The organism is Streptomyces sp. NPDC086077 (genome assembly GCF_040686175.1).
In the GTDB taxonomy this organism is placed as follows: domain Bacteria; phylum Actinomycetota; class Actinomycetes; order Streptomycetales; family Streptomycetaceae; genus Streptomyces.
In genome coordinates this window covers 24,093-42,134 of record NZ_JBFBJT010000007.1, presented here as the reverse complement: position 1 = coordinate 42,134, position 18,042 = coordinate 24,093, and the positions used below count along the sequence as shown (strand labels likewise).

Here is an 18,042-nt window from a genome sequence, read left to right as displayed (position 1 = left end):
GTCGGCGCCTTGCGACGTCGTCCAGAGAAGCAGCCGAGCGAAGTGTCCGCAATGACCGCTTTTACTAGTTGCGGCCGCATCCGAGGCAAAGGTCCCTCGTGTGACGTGGCTCTCAATGCCCAGGTCAGGGAGCCTGATGCCGCATGCATGACAGGCCTGCGGATCTACTACCGCGGGTCGTTGGTGACGTGCGTCATGTGGGGTGCTTCACCGCCCAGGTGACCGTCCGCGCGTGGGCTCTCACCCTTCGGTGACGACAGGGGAGGGGCGAATGTGACCGGCGTCTCGAAGGCGGCGCGGCGCGTGGCCCGGCGCAGCGCCCTGAGGACCGCCGGGCCGAGCGTGACGGTGAGGACGACCGTGACGACCGCCCGGCCCAGGTCCCAGCCGAGGGAGGTGGCCAGGCAGTACGCCAGGAACCGGGCCAGGTTGGCGGCGACCGGCGCGTCCGGGTCGAAGGCGATGTTCGAGGCCAGCGCGCCCATGAAGGGCCAGCCCGCGAGGTTCATGATCGTGCCGTAGGCGAAGGCCGCCAGGAAGCCGTAGCACGCCAGGAGCAGCAGCTCGGCGCGGCCCCGCAGCCGGTCCGGCGCCGGGAGCAGGCCCGCGGCCATCGTGAACCAGCCCATCGCCAGCATCTGGAACGGCATCCACGGGCCCACCCCGCCCGTGAGCAGCGCCGACGCGAACATCGTGATCCCGCCGAGCACGAACCCGAAGCCCGGCCCGAGCACGCGTCCGCTCAGCACCATCAGGAAGAACATCGGCTCGATGCCGGCCGTACCGGCGCCGATGGGCCGAAGCGCCGCCCCGGTCGCCGCCAGCACACCGAGCATGGCCACGGCCTTCGGACCGAGCCCCGACTCGGAGATCGTCGCCGCCACCACTCCTATGAGGAGGACCAGCAGACCCGCGAACAGCCACGGCGCGTCCTGGGCGTGCGCGGCCACCTGGGAGGTGGGCGGCGCGAGGAAGGGCCAGAAGAAGGCGGCGCCACCGACCGCGCTGGTGAGGGTGAGGGCGACGAGGGAACGGGGGCCGAGGCGGACGGGACCGGTCATGACAGCGCCTCCCTCACCTGGGGCACGGTGAGCCACCGCTGCGGAGCGAGCACCTTGGTGACCTGTGGGGCGAAGGAAGGGGACGAGACGACCACGTCCGCCGTCGGGCCGTCCGCGATCACCTCGCCTTCGGCCAGCAGGACCACCCGGTGGGCCAGCTCGGCGGCCAGCTCCACGTCGTGCGTGGCGAGGACGACCGCGTGCCCCTCGGCGGCCAGCCCCCGCACCAGCGTGACCAGACGGGACTTCGCCGCGTAGTCCAGGCCCCGGGTCGGTTCGTCCAGGAGCAGCAGCGGCGGGCGTGCGGTGAGCACGACCGCCAGCGCGAGCGTGAGGCGCTGGCCCTCCGAGAGGTCGCGCGGGTGCGCGCCGTCGGTGATGCCGGGGAGCAGCTCCGACACCAGCGCCCGGCAGGTGCCGGGCTCGGCGCCCGCGTCGGCGTCGGCCGCCGCGCACTCGGCGGCGACCGTCTCGGCGTAGAGCAGGTCGCGTGGCTCCTGCGGCACGAGGCCGACCCGGCGTACGAGCTCGGGGGGCGGGGTGCGGTGCGGGGTCGAGTCGCCCACGCGGACGCTTCCGGAAGACGGCTGGACGAGACCCACCAGGGTGCTGAGCAGCGTGGACTTTCCGGCGCCGTTGCGGCCCATGAGGGCGATGGTCTCGCCGGGGGAGACGGTGAGGTCGATGTGGCGCAGGGCGTGGACGCGGCCGCGGGTGACGGCGAGGGCTCGTGCTTCGGCGGCGTACGGCGAGGCCGGAGGGGCGAGAGGGCGTCTGCGCCGGAACCGGCGGTGCGGGGCGCCCCATGGCTCGGGGGGCGCGGATCGATCGCGGGTGCGGGTCCGGTGTGGCTGGTCGCGCGGTTCCCCGCGCCCCTGGGAGGCGACGGTGTCCCGTCCCTCAAGTTGTCGGCGCAGGTCCGCGGCCCGTCTCCGGGCGTCTCGGACCGTGAGGGGGAGAGGGGACCATCCCGCCAGGCGGCCGAGGTCCACGACCGGGGGGTAGACCGGGGACACGGCCATCATCTCGGCCGGGGTGCCCAGGAGCGGGGCCGCTCCCGAAGCCGGGAGGAGGGCGACCCGGTCGGCGTACTGGACGACGCGCTCCAGGCGGTGCTCGGCCATCAGGACCGTCGTCCCGAGGTCGTGCACGAGGCGCTGGAGGACGGCGAGGACCTCCTCGGCGGCGGCCGGGTCGAGCGCGGAGGTCGGCTCGTCCAGGACTAGCACGCTCGGGTGCGGGGTGAGGACCGAGCCGATCGCGACGCGCTGCCGCTGGCCGCCGGAGAGGGTGGCGATCGGGCGGTGGCGCAGATCGGCGAGGCCGAGCAGGTCGAGGGTCTCCTCGACGCGACGGCGCATCACGTCCGGGGCGAGGCCCAGCGACTCCATGCCGTAGGCGAGTTCGTCCTCGACCGTGTCCGTGACGAAGTGCGCGAGGGGGTCCTGGCCGACCGTGCCCACGACGTCGGCGAGTTCGCGCGGCTTGTGGGTGCGGGTGTCGCGGCCGGCGACCGTGACCCGGCCGCGCAGGGTGCCGCCCGTGAAGTGCGGGACCAGGCCGCTGACCGCGCCGAGAAGGGTGGACTTGCCGACCCCGGACGGGCCGACGAGCAGGACGAGTTCGCCCTCCGGGACCTCGAAGTCCACGCCCTGGACAGTGGGTCCGGCCGCTCCGTCGTAGGTCACGGAGACGTCCTCGAAGCGGATCATGAGGGCTTCTCCTCGGATTCCTCGGGAGCGGGTCGTGCGGATGTGGGCGGCTCGGGAGCCGGGGTGACGAACGCCGGGAGCAGGCCGAGGAGGACGGCCGCGGCGGGCCAGAGCGGCAGGGTGGGGGCGACCAGCGGGATCACGCCCGGGTGCAGGGCCGCGGGGTCGGCGGAGGCCGCGAGGGTCAGCAGGACGGCGACCGCGACGCCGGAGGCGGCGACCAGGCAGGAACGGGCGTTCCAGGTGTCGGGGCGGTAGCGGGTGCGGGGGGTGCGACGGCCGCCCAGCCAGAGGCCGGCGAGCGCGGCGGCGAGACCGGCGAGCAGGACGGGCAGGCCGTAGGTGCCGCCTTCCGCGGTGAGCAGTCCGTACGTTCCGGCGCAGACGCCGAGCAGGCCGGTGAGCGTGAGGGCGGCGGTCGTACGGCGGACGGCGGGCGGCACCCGCGCGGTACGGCCGTAGCCGCGGGCGTCCATGGCGGCGGCGAGGGCGACGGAGCGTTCGAGGGCGCCTTCGAGGACGGGGAGGCCCACCTGGAGCAGGCCCCGCAAACCCTTGTCCGGGCGGCCGCGCAGCCGGCGGGCGGCGCGCAGGCGCTGGGCGTCGGCGATGAGGTGCGGGGCGAAGGTGAGCGCCACGACGACGGCCACCCCCATCTCGTAGAGCGCGCCCGGGAGGGACTTGAGGAGGCGGGTGGGGCTGGCGAGGGCGTTGGCCGAGCCGACGCAGATCAGGAGGGTGGCCAGTTTCAGGCCGTCGTACAGGGCGAAGACGAGGGTCTCTGCGGTGACCCGGCCGCCCAGGCGGATGCCCTGCGCCCAGTTCGGCAGGGGGACTTCGGGGAGGGTGAGAAGGGTGTGGGAGCCGGGGAGCGGGGAGCCGAGGGTGACGGCGAAGAGAAGACGGACGAGCAGCACGGCGAGAGCGAGCTTGACGAAGGCGCCGTAGGAGCGGGCCCAAGGGGTGTGGGGGCGGCGGGTGATGACGACGTAGGCCGAGACCGTGACGAGGAGGGCGAGGAGGAGGGGGTTGGTGGTGCGGGTGGCGGCGGTACCCAGGGCAAGGGACCAGAGCCACCAGGCACCGGGGTGGACGGGCACGGAGTACCGGCGCCGAGGGGCGGGGACGCCCGCCCGCGCCGACGGGATGCCGCGACCGTCCGCCCCCGAGCCCGTGTCAGCCATGCCTGTGCCGGCGGGCCTGCCAGCCGACTGCCGCGCCCAGTACCGCCACCGCCGCCACCCCGGCGACGATGCCCAGCGACGGACCGCCGCCGCTCCCGGCCTCCGACGCCGGCGACGCCTTCCTCTCCGACGAGACCTGCTCCCCGCAGCCCTTCTCCGGATAGCCGCCGATCGCGCACAACAGGGCGTCGGCGTCGTAGCGCAGAGGCTTGGCGACCGCCGCCAGGGCGTCCGCCGTCGTCCCGTCCGGGGCGAGCCGGGCGCAGGCCGTGCGGGACGCGGGCGGGGTCTCGCCGGAGGGGGCGTCCGACGCCGTGCCGAAGTCGATGACCAGGGCCACCCGCTTCTGGCCGTCCCGCGCGGGGGTGCCGGCGCAGATCGTCGTGAAGCCGGCCTCGCCGCGCGGCTGGGAGGCGTCCTGGGAGTCCTCGCTGACGGCGAAGCGGAAGCCCTGGACGGAGCCGTCGGCGGGGCGGGCGGTGGAGGGACCCTGGGTGGCGTACGTCCACGCCTCGCCGTCGCGCTCCCAGAACGACCAGTAGCGGTAGCCGGTGGCCTGGGCCGGGCCCGTGCCGCCCGCCAGGGCGATCAGGAGAGCGGTGAACAGGAGCGCCGCACGGCGTGTCACGGCTGCTGCTTCCGGTTCCGGCCGCTGAGCAGGAAGCCGATGCCGACACCGGCGACCAGGCAGACGCCGACGTACCACCAGACACCGAAGCCGTCCTCCGACTCGGACTTGGCGTCGCTGTCCGCGGCGGCGGTCTGCTTCGCGGCCTGCGGGGCGGGCCCCGACGCGCCCAGCAGCCGCACGAGGTCCGTGCCGCCGAAGTCGCGCGGGTCGGCGCCGGCCGCGTGCGCGGCGAGGATCAGCTGGGCGTGGGCGGCGGGGCCGCTCTGCCTGGCCCACGTGGTGGCGTTCCGCTCAAGCCACTTGAGGGGCCCGGCCGCCTGCTCGGCACCACCCTGGGCGGCGAGGGCCACGACGGCGTCGGCGGTGTTGCCGTAGTCCGGCTGGTCCTCGGCACCGGCGAGCGCCGACATGAGGTGGCCGTCCGCGGCGAGCGCGTCGGAGAGGTAGGAGGCGCCGTTCGCGGCGGCCTGCTCGGGGGTGAGGTCGTCGCCGTCGGTGCAGGAGGGCGCGGCCCCGGTGCCGGCGGCCTCGGCGGTCAGGCCCTTGCCGAGCGCGCCCAGCACACCGGCCGCGGTGGCGTCCGCGTTGGCGGCGAGGGCACCCTTCTCGTCCGGCTGGTAGGCGAAGGCGCCGGCGCCCTTGTCGTCGTCGCACGGTATGGCGAACGTCAGCAGGGCGTCGAAGGGAGACCTGCCGCCCTTGACGACGTCGTTCGGCTGTTCGCCGGCGGCGGAGAGGGCGCCGATCACCAGGGAGGTCGAGTTGGCGTCGCTGGGGCTGCCGGCGGTGTAGCCCCAGCCGCCGTCCTTGTTCTGCGCGGACTTCAGCCACGTGACGGCCTTGCCGGTGACGGCGTCGTGCCCGCCGAGCGCGGCGAGCGCCTGCACGGCGGCGGAGGTCATGTTGGTGTCGACCGGCGTCCTGGCGTCGCAGGCTTTGGCGGTGTCGGCGCGGTACGGCGCGAACGCGCCGTCGGCGCACTGCTGTCCGGCGAGCCAGTCCACGGCCGAGGCGGCGGGCCGCACGCCGACGGCGTCCTGGGCGAGCAGGGCGAGCGACTGGCGCCACACGCCGTCGTAGGTCGGGTCGCCCGTGCCGTACAGGCCCGAGGGCAGCGACGGCGAGGGGCTCGCGGCGTGGGCGACCGGGGTCGCGGCGGCACCGATCACTGCGGTGACGGCCAGGGCCGCTGCGCTGCGGCGGACGACGTTCATGATCGGCGGGTGCCTCTCCCTGCGGGGGAGCCGCGCAGCACGGGCAACCCCCGGGCGGCTCGGCTCCGTATACCTCGACGGTGCCGTACACCGGCCGGTTGCCGGTGCACTTGAGCCGGTCACGCTTCCGTGCGGGGCGGTCCGGCTCACAGCCTCGGCTGCTCACGGTTGCGGGTCAGCGCCGGATTTGCACCGGCTTTCCCCCGTACGGGTGTGATGACGACCGGGCCACTCTACCCGCCCGTAGCCGAACCCCCCGTGGGGCGCCGGTCACACCCGGCCGGGGCTAGGCGCGGGTCCTGACCAGGCCCGCCGCACGGCAGCGGCCGACCGGGCCGGACTCGTGGCCGTGTGCCGGCCGAGCGCGCACGGCCCCGGCACGGCGGGCGGCGGCACGGCCCCGCGGCGCCGTAGTCGCGGCCACGCCATGCGAACTCCCGTGGAGGACAAGGGATGAGAGAAGGGGGCAGGAAGTACGAGCGGCGGTGGCCGCCGTCGTCCGGGGACCGGGCCGAATCCACCGGAGGTCCGGCGCGGGCTCGTCCAGGTGCCGCGAAGGCCTCAGACCGCCACGTACGTGACCGGATCGCTCCCCGGCACCGCCTCCGCCCGCCCCAGCTTCACCAGGCGGCGCAGATGGGCCTCCGCCTCAGAGACGGCGATGTTGCGGGAACCGTAGGGGATATGGGCCCAGGGGCGGTTCCAGTCCATGCGCTCGGCGAGCTGCCAGGGGGTGAGGGGCTCGGTCAGGAGCACCAGCAGACCGGTGAGACGCGCCTCGTGATGGGTGAGCAACTCCGCCACCCGGGCAGGGGCGTCGGTGAAGGCGTGCTGGTGCGCCGGGAGGACCTCGGCGGGCCCGAGGCGGGCGACGCGCTCCAGGGAGGCCAGGTAGTCGCCGAGCGGGTCGGTGACGGTCGTGTCGTCCGGGTCCTCGTACAGGCCGATGTGCGGGGTGATCCCGGGCAGCACGTGGTCGCCGGAGAACAGGCGGCCGTGGCCCGGGAGCCGGGCAGGGTGCTCCTCCTCCAGGTGCAGGCAGACATGGCCCGGCGTGTGGCCCGGCGTCCAGATCGCGCGCAGCCGGCGGCCGGGGAGGTCGAGCAGCTCGCCGGGGACGATCTCGCGGTCGGGGAGGGCGGGGGAGAGGCCGGGGAGGCGGCCGCGGGCGGTGCGCAGGGGGGCGATGTGGGCCTCGGGGGCGCCGGCCGCGGTGAGCTTGTCCGCCATGTACGAGAACCAGTGCTCGGGACGGGCCTCGTGCGTGCGGCGCACCACCGCCGCGTCCGCCGCGTGCATCGCGATCCACGCCCCCGACGCCTCCCGCACCCGGCCCGACAGGCCGTGGTGGTCGGGGTGGTGGTGGGTGACGACCACGCCGTGCACCTCGGCGGCCGAGGTGCCGCACGCCGCGAGCCCCGCGGCGAGGGTGTCCCAGGACGCCGGATCGTCCCAGCCGGTGTCGATCAGCACCGGGCCGGCGTCGGTGTCGACGACGTGCACGAGGGTGTGGCCGAGGGGGTTGCCCGGGATGGGGACCTTCAGGGACCGTACGCCGCCGCCGTGGTCGTGCACCTGCGTCATGGGTTCCCCCGATCGCCACCGTGCGGTCACTATAACTAGAACACGTTTCCATGGGAGCCCGAGTCGCCGGTTCCGGGCCGTGGACTCCTCCGGGGCGAGCTGGTATCAGTCCTCGTAGTCCGCATATCTGATGGAGTGTCAGAGGCGCGGCGTCGGGATCAGGGAGGCAGTCGCCATGACGGAGCTCGTGGAACACGGACAGCTGTTCATCGGCGGGGAGTTGACCGATCCCCTCGGCAAGGACGTCATCGAGGTGGTCTCCCCGCACACCGAGGAGGTCATCGGGCGCGTGCCGCACGCCTCGGCGGAGGACGTGGACCGGGCGCTCGCGGCCGCCCGCCGGGCCTTCGACGAGGGGCCCTGGCCACGGATGTCCCTCGACGAGCGGATCGCGGTCGTCGGGCGGATCAAGGACGGCATCGCCGCCCGGCACGAGGAGATCGCCCGCGTGATCTCGTCCGAGAACGGGTCGCCGTACTCCTGGAGCGTCCTCGCGCAGGCGCTCGGCGCGATGATGGTCTGGGACGCGGCGATCCGGGTCGCCCGTGACTTCCCGTACGAGGAGACGCGCGACGGCGTGCTCGGACGGCTCCTCGTGCGGCGCGAACCGGTCGGGGTCGTCGCGGCGGTGGTGCCCTGGAACGTCCCGCAGTTCGTGGCCGCCGCCAAGCTCGCCCCCGCGCTGCTGACCGGCTGCACGGTCGTCCTCAAGCCCTCACCGGAGTCGCCGCTGGACGCGTATCTGCTCGGTGAGATCGCGCGGGAGGCCGGGCTCCCGGAGGGCGTGCTGTCGATCCTGCCCGCCGACCGTGAGGTGAGCGAGTACCTCGTGGCGCATCCTGCGATCGACAAGGTGTCGTTCACGGGGTCGGTGGCGGCGGGGCGGCGCGTGATGGAGGTCGCCGCGCGCAACCTGACCCGGGTCACCCTGGAGCTGGGCGGCAAGTCGGCGGCGGTCGTGCTGCCGGACGCGGACGTGGAGACCGCCGTGGCCGGGATCGTGCCGGCGGCCTGGATGAACAACGGGCAGGCCTGTGTGGCGCAGACCCGGATCCTGCTGCCGCGCTCGCGCTACCCGGAGTTCGCGGAGGCGTTCGCGGCGGCCGCGAGCGCGCTCGTCGTCGGCGACCCGCTGGACCCGGCGACGCAGGTGGGGCCGCTGGTCGCCCGGCGGCAGCAGCGGCGCAGCCTCGACTACATCCGCATCGGCCAGGAGGAGGGCGCCAAGATCCTCACGGGCGGCGGGCGCCCGGCGGGCCTGGAGCGCGGCTGGTACGTCGAACCGACCCTCTTCGGGGACGTCGACAACTCCATGCGGATCGCCCGCGAGGAGATCTTCGGCCCGGTGATCTGCCTCCTGCCGTACGGCGACGAGGCCGAGGCCGTGAGGATCGCGAACGACTCCGAGTACGGGCTGAGCGGCAGCGTGTGGACCGCCGACGTGGGCCGCGGCATCGAGGTCGCCCGCCAGGTCCGTACCGGCACGTACTCGGTGAACACCTTCAGCCTCGACATGCTCGGCCCGTTCGGCGGCTACAGGAACTCAGGCCTGGGGCGGGAGTTCGGCCCGGAGGGCTACGGCGAGTACCTCGAACACAAGATGATCCACCTGCCGTCCGGCTGGGAGGGCTGAGCCGTGGGCGATCGCTGGCAGGTTCAGGTCGACCGCTCCCTGTGCATCGGCTCGGCCCAGTGCGTCCACCACGCCCCGCACGCGTTCCGCCTCGACACTGGCCGCCAGTCCCGCCCCATGGAAGCGGAGGCGGACGCGGGCGAGGGCGTCCTGGCGGCCGCCGAGAGCTGTCCCGTCGAGGCGATCACCCTGACGCTGCTGGGGAGTGGGGAGGCGGTGTACCCGCCTGAGGAGTGAGAGGAGATTTGAGAAAAAAATCCTCTCTGGGGGGTTCTATTCCACGAAGGGCGTCTTACCCTGATATCAGGCCTACGGGACGAGTGAGGGAGTTCGACCGGAGTAGCCGACTCCTGCGAGAGGCGAGAGCTTCCGCCGGTGCCGACGTCGACGGTCGGGCTGAGAGGCCGGAAGGGCGTCACGGCCGAGCGGACCGGGCGAACCGGAAGGCGACCCCCAGCCACCTGATCCGGGCAATACCGGCGAAGGGAACCCGTCTCGTAGGTCCTTCTTCTGTGCACGCGTCCATGTCGACGCGTTCCTGTTCACGCGTCCCCGTGCCCGCGCCCGCGGCTACGCGTCCTCCGGCGTCGTCAGGTCGATCAGGCGGCACACCGTCTCGATGTCGATCTTGACCTGGGCGATGGAGGCGCGGCCCGAGAGCCAGGTGATGAGCGCCGAGTGCCAGGTGTGCTCGATGACGCGGACGGCCGAGAGCTGGGCGGGGCCGGGATCGTCCAGGCCCATGGCGTCCAGGATGATCGCCGTGGTCTGCCGGGAGACCTGGTCCACCTCGGGGCTCACGCCGCGGTCCGCGAAGGTCAGGGCGCGGACCATGGCGTCGGCCAGATGCGGCTCGCGCTGGAGCGCCCGGAAGGCCCGCATCAAGGTCTCCGCGACCCGCTCCGCCGCCGTCTCGCCCGTCGGGGGCTTCTTGCGCAGCGTGCCGTGCATGTGCTCCAACTGGTCCTGCATGGTGGCGACCAGAAGATGGATCTTGGACGGGAAGTAGCGGTAAAGGGTGCCGAGGGCGACCTGCGAGGACTCCGCGACCTCACGCATCTGCACCGCGTCGAAACCGCCCCGGCTGGCCAGTTGGGCACACGCCCGCAGGATGCGGCGCCGGCGCGCCTCCTGCCGCTCGGTGAGGGGCGGCGCGGCGGGGGCGGCAGGCCGCGCGCGACTGGCTTCCACCTTGGCTTCCGCTGGCATGAGGTCCCGTTTCGTGACAGTGCGTGAGGGCGTGCGATCAGACAGCATGGCAGGCGCGGACCGCCGCCGCGTGCCCCGGCGAGCCGTGGCGTGAATCACCTGATCCACTGCTCACAGCGGCGCTACCTGCCGGTAGATTCAGAGCCTCTTGAACGATCAAGTCTGTAACTTGTTCTAGATTAGCGTCCCGGCGTAATCTCGCGGGACAGTGCAGGGAGAAGGGGGCCCAGAGTGACCGCTGAGGCCAGTCAGGCGGGCTCTTTGGAGGCACTCGCCGCCGACGGCTTGCGACCGCTCCGCATAGCGCTCCTCACCTACAAGGGAAACCCGTTCTGCGGTGGCCAGGGCGTCTACGTCCGGCACCTCTCCCGCGAACTCGCCCGCCTCGGCCACCACGTCGAGGTCATCGGCGCCCAGCCCTATCCCGTCCTCGACGAGGGCTACGACGGCCTGAGCCTCACCGAGCTGCCCAGCCTCGACCTCTACCGCCAGCCCGACCCCTTCCGCACGCCGGGGCGTGACGAGTACCGGGACTGGATCGACGCCCTCGAAGTCGCGACCATGTGGACCGGCGGCTTCCCCGAGCCCGTCACGTTCTCCCTGCGGGCCCGCCGTCATCTGCGCGCACGCCGCGGCGACTTCGACGTCGTGCACGACAACCAGACGCTGGGGTACGGACTGCTGGGCGATGTCGGCGCGCCCCTGGTGACGACGATCCATCACCCCATCACCGTCGACCGGCAGTTGGAGCTGGACGCGGCGGAGGGCTGGAAGCGGCGGTTGTCCGTGAAGCGGTGGTACGGCTTCACCCGCATGCAGAAGCGGGTGGCGCGGCGGCTGCCGTCCGTCCTCACCGTCTCCGGCACCTCGCGCCAGGAGATCGTCGACCACCTCGGCGTCCGCGCGGACCGTGTCCACGTCGTGCACATCGGCGCCGACACCGACCTGTTCTCGCCCGATCCCTCGGTGCCGCGGGTACCGGGACGCATCGTCACGACGTCCAGTGCGGACGTGCCGCTGAAGGGGCTGGTCTTCCTCGTCGAGGCGCTGGCCAAGGTGCGCACCGAGCATCCCGAGGCCCATCTCGTCGTCGTCGGGAAGCGGCCCACCAAGGGTCCGGTGACGCAGGCCGTGCAGCGCTACGGACTCGAAGACGCCGTCGAGTTCGTCAAGGGGATCTCCGACGCCGAACTCGTCGACCTGGTGCGCTCGGCGCAGGTCGCGTGCGTGCCGTCGCTGTACGAGGGCTTCTCGCTGCCCGCGGCCGAGGCGATGGCCACCGGCACGCCGCTGCTCGCCACGACCGGCGGGGCGATCCCCGAAGTGGCCGGGCGGGACGGGGAGACGTGCCTCGCGGTGCCGCCGGGCGACGCGGGCGCGCTGGCCGCCGGACTGAGCCGGCTCCTGGGCGACACGGAACTGCGCGCCCGGCTCGGCGCGGCCGGACGTGAGCGGGTCCTGTGCCACTTCACCTGGGCACGCGCCGCGGAGGGCACGGTGGCCCGCTACCGGGAGGCGATCGCCCGCGCCGGGGAGCGCCGGCGGCCCGGTGCGGCCGCGGTGACCGACCCCTCGGGCGGTCCGGAGCGACGCGGCACCCTGGTGGCGAGCGGCCCCCCCGTGCCCGGGGCTTCGGGTCCCCACTCCTCCGGCGCCGAGGGGACGGACGCGGCCACCGGCGTCGCGGGCGGCGGCGGGCATCCCGCGGGCCACGTCCTGGGCGGTGTTTCCGCGAACTCCCCTTCCGCGAGCTCCCCTTCCGCGCCCCCCGAGGCCACCCCCACCAGTACCACCGGCGTCTACCGCGAAAGCAGGACCACGTGCTGACCGTCGACTTCTCCCGGTTCCCGCTCGCCCCGGGTGACCGCGTCCTGGACCTCGGATGCGGCGCCGGCCGGCACGCGTTCGAGTGCTACCGGCGCGGCGCGCAGGTCGTCGCGCTGGACCAGAACGGCGAGGAGATCCGCGAGGTCGCCAAGTGGTTCGCGGCGATGAAGGAGGCGGGTGAGGCGCCCGAGGGCGCCACGGCCACCGCCATGGAGGGCGACGCCCTCGCCCTGCCCTTCCCCGACGAGTCCTTCGACGTCGTCATCATCTCCGAGGTGATGGAGCACATCCCGGACGACAAGGGCGTACTCGCCGAGATGGTGCGGGTCCTCAAGCCCGGCGGCCGGATCGCGATCACCGTCCCGCGCTACGGGCCCGAGAAGGTCTGCTGGACCCTCTCCGACGCCTACCACGAGGTCGAGGGCGGCCACATCCGCATCTACAAGGCGGACGAACTCCTCGCGAAGATACGCGAGGCCGGCCTCAAGCCGTACGGCACGCACCACGCGCACGCCCTGCACTCGCCGTACTGGTGGCTGAAGTGCGCGTTCGGCGTCGACAACGACAAGGCGCTGCCGGTGCGGGCATACCACAAGCTGCTGGTCTGGGACATCATGAAGAAGCCGCTGGCCACGCGGGTCGCCGAGCAGGCGCTGAATCCGCTGATCGGCAAGAGCTTCGTGGCCTACGCGACCAAGCCCCACCTGCCCGCCGTGGACGCCCGGTGACCACCCCCCGGACAGAACACCTCGTCCTGCCCGGGGTCCTCACCGCCGAGCAGGCCGCCGCGACCGTACGCGGCATCCTCGCCGTGCAGCGGGAGGACGGGGCGATCCCGTGGTTCCGCGGGCACCACCTCGACCCGTGGGACCACACCGAGGCCGCGATGGCGCTGGACGCGGCCGGCGAGCACGACGCCGCCGAGCGTGCCTACCTGTGGCTGGCGGCCCATCAGAACCAGGACGGCTCCTGGTACGCGGCGTACGCCGACGGGGCGCACGACGACGTCACCGACCGGGGACGCGAGACCAACTTCGTCGCGTACATAGCCGTGGGCGTCTGGCACCACTACCTCTCTACCGGCGACGACACCTTCCTCGACCGTATGTGGCCGGTGGTGTACGCGGCCGTCGAGTGCGTGCTGGCGCTCCAGCAGCCCGGCGGGGAGATCGGCTGGAAGCGGGAGGACGACGGCACGCCCGTCACCGACGCCCTGCTCACCGGGTGCTCGTCCATCCACCAGGCGCTGCGCTGCGCGCTCGCCATCGCCGAGCAGCGGGAGGAGCCGCAGCCCGACTGGGAGCTGGCGGTCGGCATGCTGCGGCACGCGATACGCCGGCACCCGGAGCGGTTCCTGGACAAGGACCGCTACTCGATGGACTGGTACTACCCGGTGCTGGCCGGCGCCCTGACCGGCGCGGAGGCCAAGTCCCGTGTGGAGGAGGGCTGGGAGCGGTTCGTCGTGCCCGGCCTCGGGGTGCGGTGCGTGGTGCCCAACCCGTGGGTGACCGGCGGCGAGTCGGCCGAACTCGCCTTGGCGCTGTGGGTGATGGGCGAGTCCGACCGCGCGCTGGAGATCTTGCAGTCCATCCAGCACCTGCGTGATCCGGAGACCGGGCTGTACTGGACGGGTTACGTGTTCGAGGACGACGCGATCTGGCCACGTGAGCTGACCACGTGGACGGCGGGCTCACTGCTGCTCGCCGTCGCGGCGCTGGGCGGGCACGAGGCCACGTGTGCGGTGTTCGGCGGGGACCTGCTGCCGGTGGGGCTGGATCCCGACTGCTGCGACTGATCGGTTCCGCCGGCGGTTCCCCGCGCCCCCGCGGGCCGCTTCCGCTCACCGGTGTTCGGTCAGTGCTGGCGGTGCATGCGGCCCGCGATCGCGTGGCCGACGAAGAGGTACACGACCGCCGCCAGGCCGTAGCCCGCGACGACGCGCGCCCATGCCGCGTCGAAGGTGAAGAGGTCGTAGGACCAGCCGGCCAGCCAGCGCGCGGCGTCGTGCACGAACTGCACGAAGTCGTTGCCGGGGTTGGCGTCCAGCAGGTACATGAGGATCCACAGGCCCAGGATGAGGGCCATGATGTCGGCGACGATCGCTATGACCGTGCCGGCCTGGTTCGCACCGCGATATCTGGGGGACATGCCCTACGGGTTGCCGCTCATACCTGGCTGAAACCAGAAAGGTCCGCGGCCACGGCCGGCTTCCATCCCCAAGCTGACGCTCGACCCGGTCGCCATCTTCCGCTGAGCCGTCAGGAGTTCAGCTCGGCCAGCACCCGCAGGGTGTGCGGGTCCGGGGCCAGCACCAGCAGGTCGGTCACCGGGCCCTCGCGCCACAACTCCAGCCGCCGCGCGACGCGTTCCCGGGGGCCGACCAGGGAGATCTCGTCCGCGAACGCGTCGGGCACGGCCCGCACGGCCTCCTCGCGCCGCCCGGCGAGGAACAGCTCCTGGACCCGCCGGGCCTCCTCCCCGTACCCCATGCGCGCCATCAGCTCGGCGTGGAAGTTGCGCCGTGCGTGACCCATCCCGCCGATGTAGAAGCCGAGCATGGCCTTGACCGGCAACAGCCCCTCCGCGACGTCCTGGCAGACCCGCGCCTGGGCCAGCGGCGCCACGAGGAAGCCCTCGGGGGCGCCGGCCAGGGACGGCTCGTACACCTCGGTGCGCAGCGGTGACCAGTACAGGGGCAGCCAGCCGTCGGCGATCCGGGTGGTCTGCGCGATGTTCTTGGGGCCCTCCGCGCCCAGCAGGACCGGCAGATCGGGGCGCAGGGGGTGCGTGATGGGCCTCAGGGCCTTGCCGAGGCCGGTGCCGTCCGCGCCCCGGTACGGGTGGGCGTGGAACCGCCCGTCCAGTGCGACCGGCGCCCGGCGCGCGAGCACCTGCCGTACCACGTCGACGTACTCCCGGGTGGCGGTCAGCGGTGAGGACGGGAACGGCCGCCCGTACCAGCCCTCCACCACCTGCGGCCCCGACAGCCCCAGGCCCAGCCTCATCCGGCCGCCGGAGAGATGGTCGAGGGTGAGGGCGTGCATGGCGGTGGTCGTCGGCGGGCGGGCGGCCATCTGGGCAACGGCGGTACCGAGCTTGATGGTCGAGGTGTGGGCGGCGAGCCAGGTCAGCGGGGTGAAGGCGTCCGAGCCCCAGGACTCGGCCGTCCACACGGAGTCGTATCCGAGCCGCTCGGCATCCCGGGCCAGCGTCAGGTGGTCGGGGGAGGGGCCACGGCCCCAGTAGCCGAGCGCGAGACCGAGCCGCATACCGCCTCCTGACGCAGCGTCAGCTGTTCGAGGGGCGACTGTACGACAACGGCCCCCCGCCCGGAAGGGCGGGGGGCCGCGCGTACGGCGGGCGGATCAGCCGCGCTGGATGCCGCTGGTGTCCTGGAGGACACCGCGACGGCCGTCCTGCGTCTGCGCGACCAGCGCCTGACCGCGCTGCTCGACGGCCAGGTACCAGGTACCCGGGGCGAGTTCGGCGATCGGGGACGGCGAGCCGTCCTCCCCGAACAGCGGACGCGGCACCGGCACCGCGAACCAGAACGGGGAGAAGTCCCCGCCGGACGCGGGCGGTTGCTGCGGCTGGCCGTAGGGCTGCCCCGGCTGCGGCTGACCGTACCCGGCGGGCTGCTGGGCGCCCGGGTAGCCGTAACCACCCTGCGGCGGACCGCCGTAGGGCTGGGGGGCGGCCGGGCGGGGGGCCGGGAGGAGGGCGGCGTTCAGCGCGGGCACCAGCGGCGCGGCCACGGCGGCGGCGGCGAGCAGGAGCGCGGCGAGCAGGCCGAGGATGAGGCCCGCCCCGCGGGTGTCGGCGTCGATCACCCACCACAGCAGCGCCCACGCGGAGGCGACGGCCAGCCCGACGCCCAGCGGGCCCAGGTCGAGACCGACCACCTTGCGGGGCTGCGGCAGAAGGCGGGCCACCACGATGAGCGCGGCACCGATCACACCGAGCATGTAGGTACCGAGTCCGAGACCGAGGCTGAGACCCCAGGCGCTCGGGATGTCGGCCGCCTCGCACACTGCTTCCGGGGCATCGCAGCCGGCTACGTCAAGAAGCGACGCGATGAAGAGCAACACCGCTGCTCCGATCACCACGCCGTCGCCTCGAGTGAGGGAGCGGATATTCACTTCAGGTCCTTCGCAGGTCGTCTCGTCGTCGGTAGAGGCGTCGCTGTCACCGAGTTGCCCGAAGGCCCGGGGTGTCAAGCGCGGGGGTGGCCCCTCATCGTAGAGACGACACTATCGTCCGTACGAACGACCTGTCCGCCGGGATGATCGCACCTGTCACTACCCGCGCAGGAAACTCACGATTCCCTCAGAGATCCCTTGCGCCGCCTTCTGCCGCCAGGCTCCGCTGATCAGCAGTGCCGCGTCCTTGCTATCGCGCATGTTGCCGCACTCGATGAACACCTTAGGAACCGTTGACAGATTGAGACCGCCCAGGTCCTGACGCGTGACGAGACCGGTGCCGCTCCCGACGTAGTTGGAGGGCGCGCTGCCGGTGGCGCGGACGAAACTTCCCGCGATGCGCGCGCCGAGTTCACGCGACGGCGCGACGATCGGCCGGGTGTCGGCGGCCCCCGCGTGCACGGACGCGGGGAGGATGACATGGAACCCGCGGTTCCCGGTCCCGGACCCGTCCGCGTGGAGGGAGACGACCGCGTCGGCCTTCTCCTCGTTGCCGATGCGCGCCCGTTCGTCGATGCACGGCCCGTACTCGCGGTCGCCGTTCTGCGTCAGCCGCACCGTGGCGCCCTGCTCCTGAAGGGCCGCGCGCAGCCGGCGGGCGACGTCGAGGGTGAACTCGGCCTCCGTGTAACCCGCGTTGGTCGCCGTGCCGGTCGTGTCGCATTCCTTCTGGGTCGTCCCGATGTCGACCTTGCGGTTGATCTCGGCCGTGTGCTGGAAGTTGTGCGGGTTGTGACCCGGGTCGATGACGACGACCTTGCCCGTGAGGGAGCCTGCACGCGAGGGCGCCGGGGCGGGCTTCCCGTCGGACGACGGGCGGCCCCCGCCCGACGGGGCGGCGGACGAGGCGGGCGCCGACGAGGGGAACGACCGGGCCGTGGAGGGCGCCCCGGCCTCCGTGCGCCCCGCTCCCGAACCGCCGGTGTCACCCACCGCCTCGTACACCCCCCACCCGAGGAGTGCGCCGGGCACCAGGGCCGCGACGGCGACGGTCATCGCCCGGCGGCGAGAGCGGCGGGGCGTGGACGAATCGAACTCCGGACCTGTGTACGACACGCTTGCCACCCTAGCGGCCGGGACGCCACCACCCCGGTTTGTGTACGTCCCTCCGGGTGGCGGCCGGGTCAGATGCCGGCGCCGGTGCGCCGCAGCACCCGCAGCGAGTCCGTCGCCGAGACCTCCGTGAAGGCGCCCGAGGCGAGGGCGCGGAGGTAGATCCGGTACGGGGCCTGGCCGGTGAACTCGTCGGCGGGGTCGGGGAAGACGTCGTGGATGACGAGCAGGCCGCCGTCCGCGACGTGCGGCGCCCAGCCCTCGTAGTCGGCGGTGGCGTGCTCGTCGGTGTGGCCGCCGTCGACGAAGACCAGACCGAGGGGCGTCCGCCAGATCCTCGCCACCTGGGGGGAGCGGCCCACCAGTGCCACCACGTGCTCCTCCAGGCCGGCCCGGTGCAGGGTGCGGCGGAAGGTGGGCAGGGTGTCCATCAGACCGAGTTCGGGGTCGACCGTCCCGGGGTCGTGGTAGTCCCAGCCTGGCTGCTGTTCCTCGCTGCCGCGGTGGTGGTCGACCGTGAGCGCGGTGACGCCGGCCGCGCGGGCGGCCTCGGCGAGCAGGATCGTCGAGCGGCCGCAGTAGGTGCCGACCTCCAGCAGCGGCAGCCCGAGACGCCCGGCCTCGACGGCCGCCGCGTACAGGGCCAGGCCCTCACCCGCTGGCATGAACCCCTTCGCCGCCTCGAACGCGGCCAGGATCTCGGGCGGGGGTGCCGCGGTCATCGCAGGAGCCTTC

General features: G+C 73.3%; 17 protein-coding genes and 1 riboswitch. Of the genes, 5 read left to right on the top strand and 12 right to left on the bottom strand.

What is annotated here, in order from left to right; genetic code table 11:
• Positions 1-167: 167 nt before the first annotated feature.
• The 6 genes from AB0O67_RS03655 to AB0O67_RS03630 all read right to left on the bottom strand — a co-directional run bounded on the left by AB0O67_RS03655 (position 168) and on the right by AB0O67_RS03630 (position 7,386).
• On the bottom strand, positions 168-1,061 hold the full coding sequence (locus AB0O67_RS03655; RefSeq protein WP_365445481.1) for an ECF transporter S component: 894 nt from the start codon (positions 1,059-1,061) through the stop codon (positions 168-170).
• On the bottom strand, positions 1,058-2,773 hold the full coding sequence (locus AB0O67_RS03650) for an ATP-binding cassette domain-containing protein (protein WP_365445478.1): 1,716 nt from the start codon (positions 2,771-2,773) through the stop codon (positions 1,058-1,060). Before AB0O67_RS03650 ends, AB0O67_RS03655 begins: the two co-directional genes overlap by 4 nt.
• Positions 2,770-3,957 (bottom strand): energy-coupling factor transporter transmembrane component T, encoded by a 1,188-nt coding sequence (locus AB0O67_RS03645; protein WP_365445475.1) that lies wholly within the window; start codon positions 3,955-3,957, stop codon positions 2,770-2,772. Before AB0O67_RS03645 ends, AB0O67_RS03650 begins: the two co-directional genes overlap by 4 nt.
• Positions 3,950-4,585 carry an SCO2322 family protein gene (locus AB0O67_RS03640; RefSeq protein WP_365445472.1) on the bottom strand — a complete coding sequence of 212 codons (636 nt, stop codon included), beginning with the start codon at positions 4,583-4,585 and terminating at the stop codon, positions 3,950-3,952. The genes AB0O67_RS03645 and AB0O67_RS03640 overlap by 8 nt, the downstream gene beginning before the upstream one ends.
• A complete protein-coding gene (locus AB0O67_RS03635) occupies positions 4,582-5,802 on the bottom strand; it encodes a prenyltransferase/squalene oxidase repeat-containing protein (RefSeq protein ID WP_365445469.1) in 1,221 nt (406 codons plus the stop codon). Before AB0O67_RS03635 ends, AB0O67_RS03640 begins: the two co-directional genes overlap by 4 nt.
• A gap of 117 nt (positions 5,803-5,919) precedes the next feature.
• Positions 5,920-6,045, bottom strand: a riboswitch (cobalamin riboswitch).
• Between the two features lie 318 nt (positions 6,046-6,363).
• Positions 6,364-7,386, bottom strand: coding sequence for an MBL fold metallo-hydrolase (locus AB0O67_RS03630; RefSeq protein WP_365445466.1), 1,023 nt, complete (start codon positions 7,384-7,386; stop codon positions 6,364-6,366).
• A gap of 175 nt (positions 7,387-7,561) precedes the next feature.
• On the opposite strand from AB0O67_RS03630, the gene AB0O67_RS03625 reads away from it, so the two are divergent.
• Positions 7,562-9,019 (top strand): aldehyde dehydrogenase, encoded by a 1,458-nt coding sequence (locus AB0O67_RS03625; protein ID WP_365445463.1) that lies wholly within the window; start codon positions 7,562-7,564, stop codon positions 9,017-9,019.
• 3 nt (positions 9,020-9,022) lie between these two features.
• The gene (locus tag AB0O67_RS03620) at positions 9,023-9,256 is read left to right on the top strand and encodes a ferredoxin (protein WP_365445460.1); all 234 of its coding nucleotides are present in this window, start codon (positions 9,023-9,025) and stop codon (positions 9,254-9,256) included.
• 333 nt (positions 9,257-9,589) lie between these two features.
• Here the strand turns inward: AB0O67_RS03620 and AB0O67_RS03615 are convergent, their stop codons facing one another.
• Positions 9,590-10,228, bottom strand: coding sequence for a TetR family transcriptional regulator (locus AB0O67_RS03615; protein ID WP_365445457.1), 639 nt, complete (start codon positions 10,226-10,228; stop codon positions 9,590-9,592).
• 231 nt (positions 10,229-10,459) lie between these two features.
• Here AB0O67_RS03615 and AB0O67_RS03610 point away from each other — a divergent pair, with 231 nt between their 5' ends.
• The 3 genes from AB0O67_RS03610 to AB0O67_RS03600 are packed head-to-tail and all read left to right on the top strand — an operon-like array spanning position 10,460 to position 13,850.
• On the top strand, positions 10,460-12,055 hold the full coding sequence (locus tag AB0O67_RS03610) for a glycosyltransferase family 4 protein (RefSeq protein ID WP_365445454.1): 1,596 nt from the start codon (positions 10,460-10,462) through the stop codon (positions 12,053-12,055).
• Entirely contained in the window at positions 12,049-12,783 is a 735-nt protein-coding gene (locus AB0O67_RS03605; protein WP_365445451.1) for a class I SAM-dependent methyltransferase, read from the top strand. The genes AB0O67_RS03610 and AB0O67_RS03605 overlap by 7 nt, the downstream gene beginning before the upstream one ends.
• Complete coding sequence (locus tag AB0O67_RS03600) at positions 12,780-13,850, top strand: prenyltransferase (RefSeq protein WP_365445448.1); 1,071 nt, start codon at positions 12,780-12,782, stop codon at positions 13,848-13,850. The genes AB0O67_RS03605 and AB0O67_RS03600 overlap by 4 nt, the downstream gene beginning before the upstream one ends.
• Before the next feature lie 59 nt (positions 13,851-13,909).
• Here AB0O67_RS03600 and AB0O67_RS03595 read toward each other — a convergent pair whose 3' ends face one another.
• The 5 genes from AB0O67_RS03595 to AB0O67_RS03575 form a co-directional block, all read right to left on the bottom strand.
• Positions 13,910-14,203: a hypothetical protein gene (locus tag AB0O67_RS03595; protein ID WP_365445445.1), complete on the bottom strand. Its 294-nt coding sequence runs from the start codon at positions 14,201-14,203 to the stop codon at positions 13,910-13,912.
• 110 nt (positions 14,204-14,313) lie between these two features.
• On the bottom strand, positions 14,314-15,324 hold the full coding sequence (locus AB0O67_RS03590; RefSeq protein WP_365445442.1) for an LLM class F420-dependent oxidoreductase: 1,011 nt from the start codon (positions 15,322-15,324) through the stop codon (positions 14,314-14,316).
• Between the two features lie 96 nt (positions 15,325-15,420).
• Entirely contained in the window at positions 15,421-16,194 is a 774-nt protein-coding gene (locus tag AB0O67_RS03585) for a hypothetical protein (RefSeq protein WP_365445439.1), read from the bottom strand.
• A 159-nt stretch (positions 16,195-16,353) separates the two neighbouring features.
• A complete protein-coding gene (locus AB0O67_RS03580; protein ID WP_365445436.1) occupies positions 16,354-17,310 on the bottom strand; it encodes an N-acetylmuramoyl-L-alanine amidase in 957 nt (318 codons plus the stop codon).
• Positions 17,311-17,378: 68 nt separating this feature from the next.
• A complete protein-coding gene (locus tag AB0O67_RS03575) occupies positions 17,379-18,029 on the bottom strand; it encodes a class I SAM-dependent methyltransferase (RefSeq protein ID WP_365445433.1) in 651 nt (216 codons plus the stop codon).
• Positions 18,030-18,042: the final 13 nt, after the last annotated feature.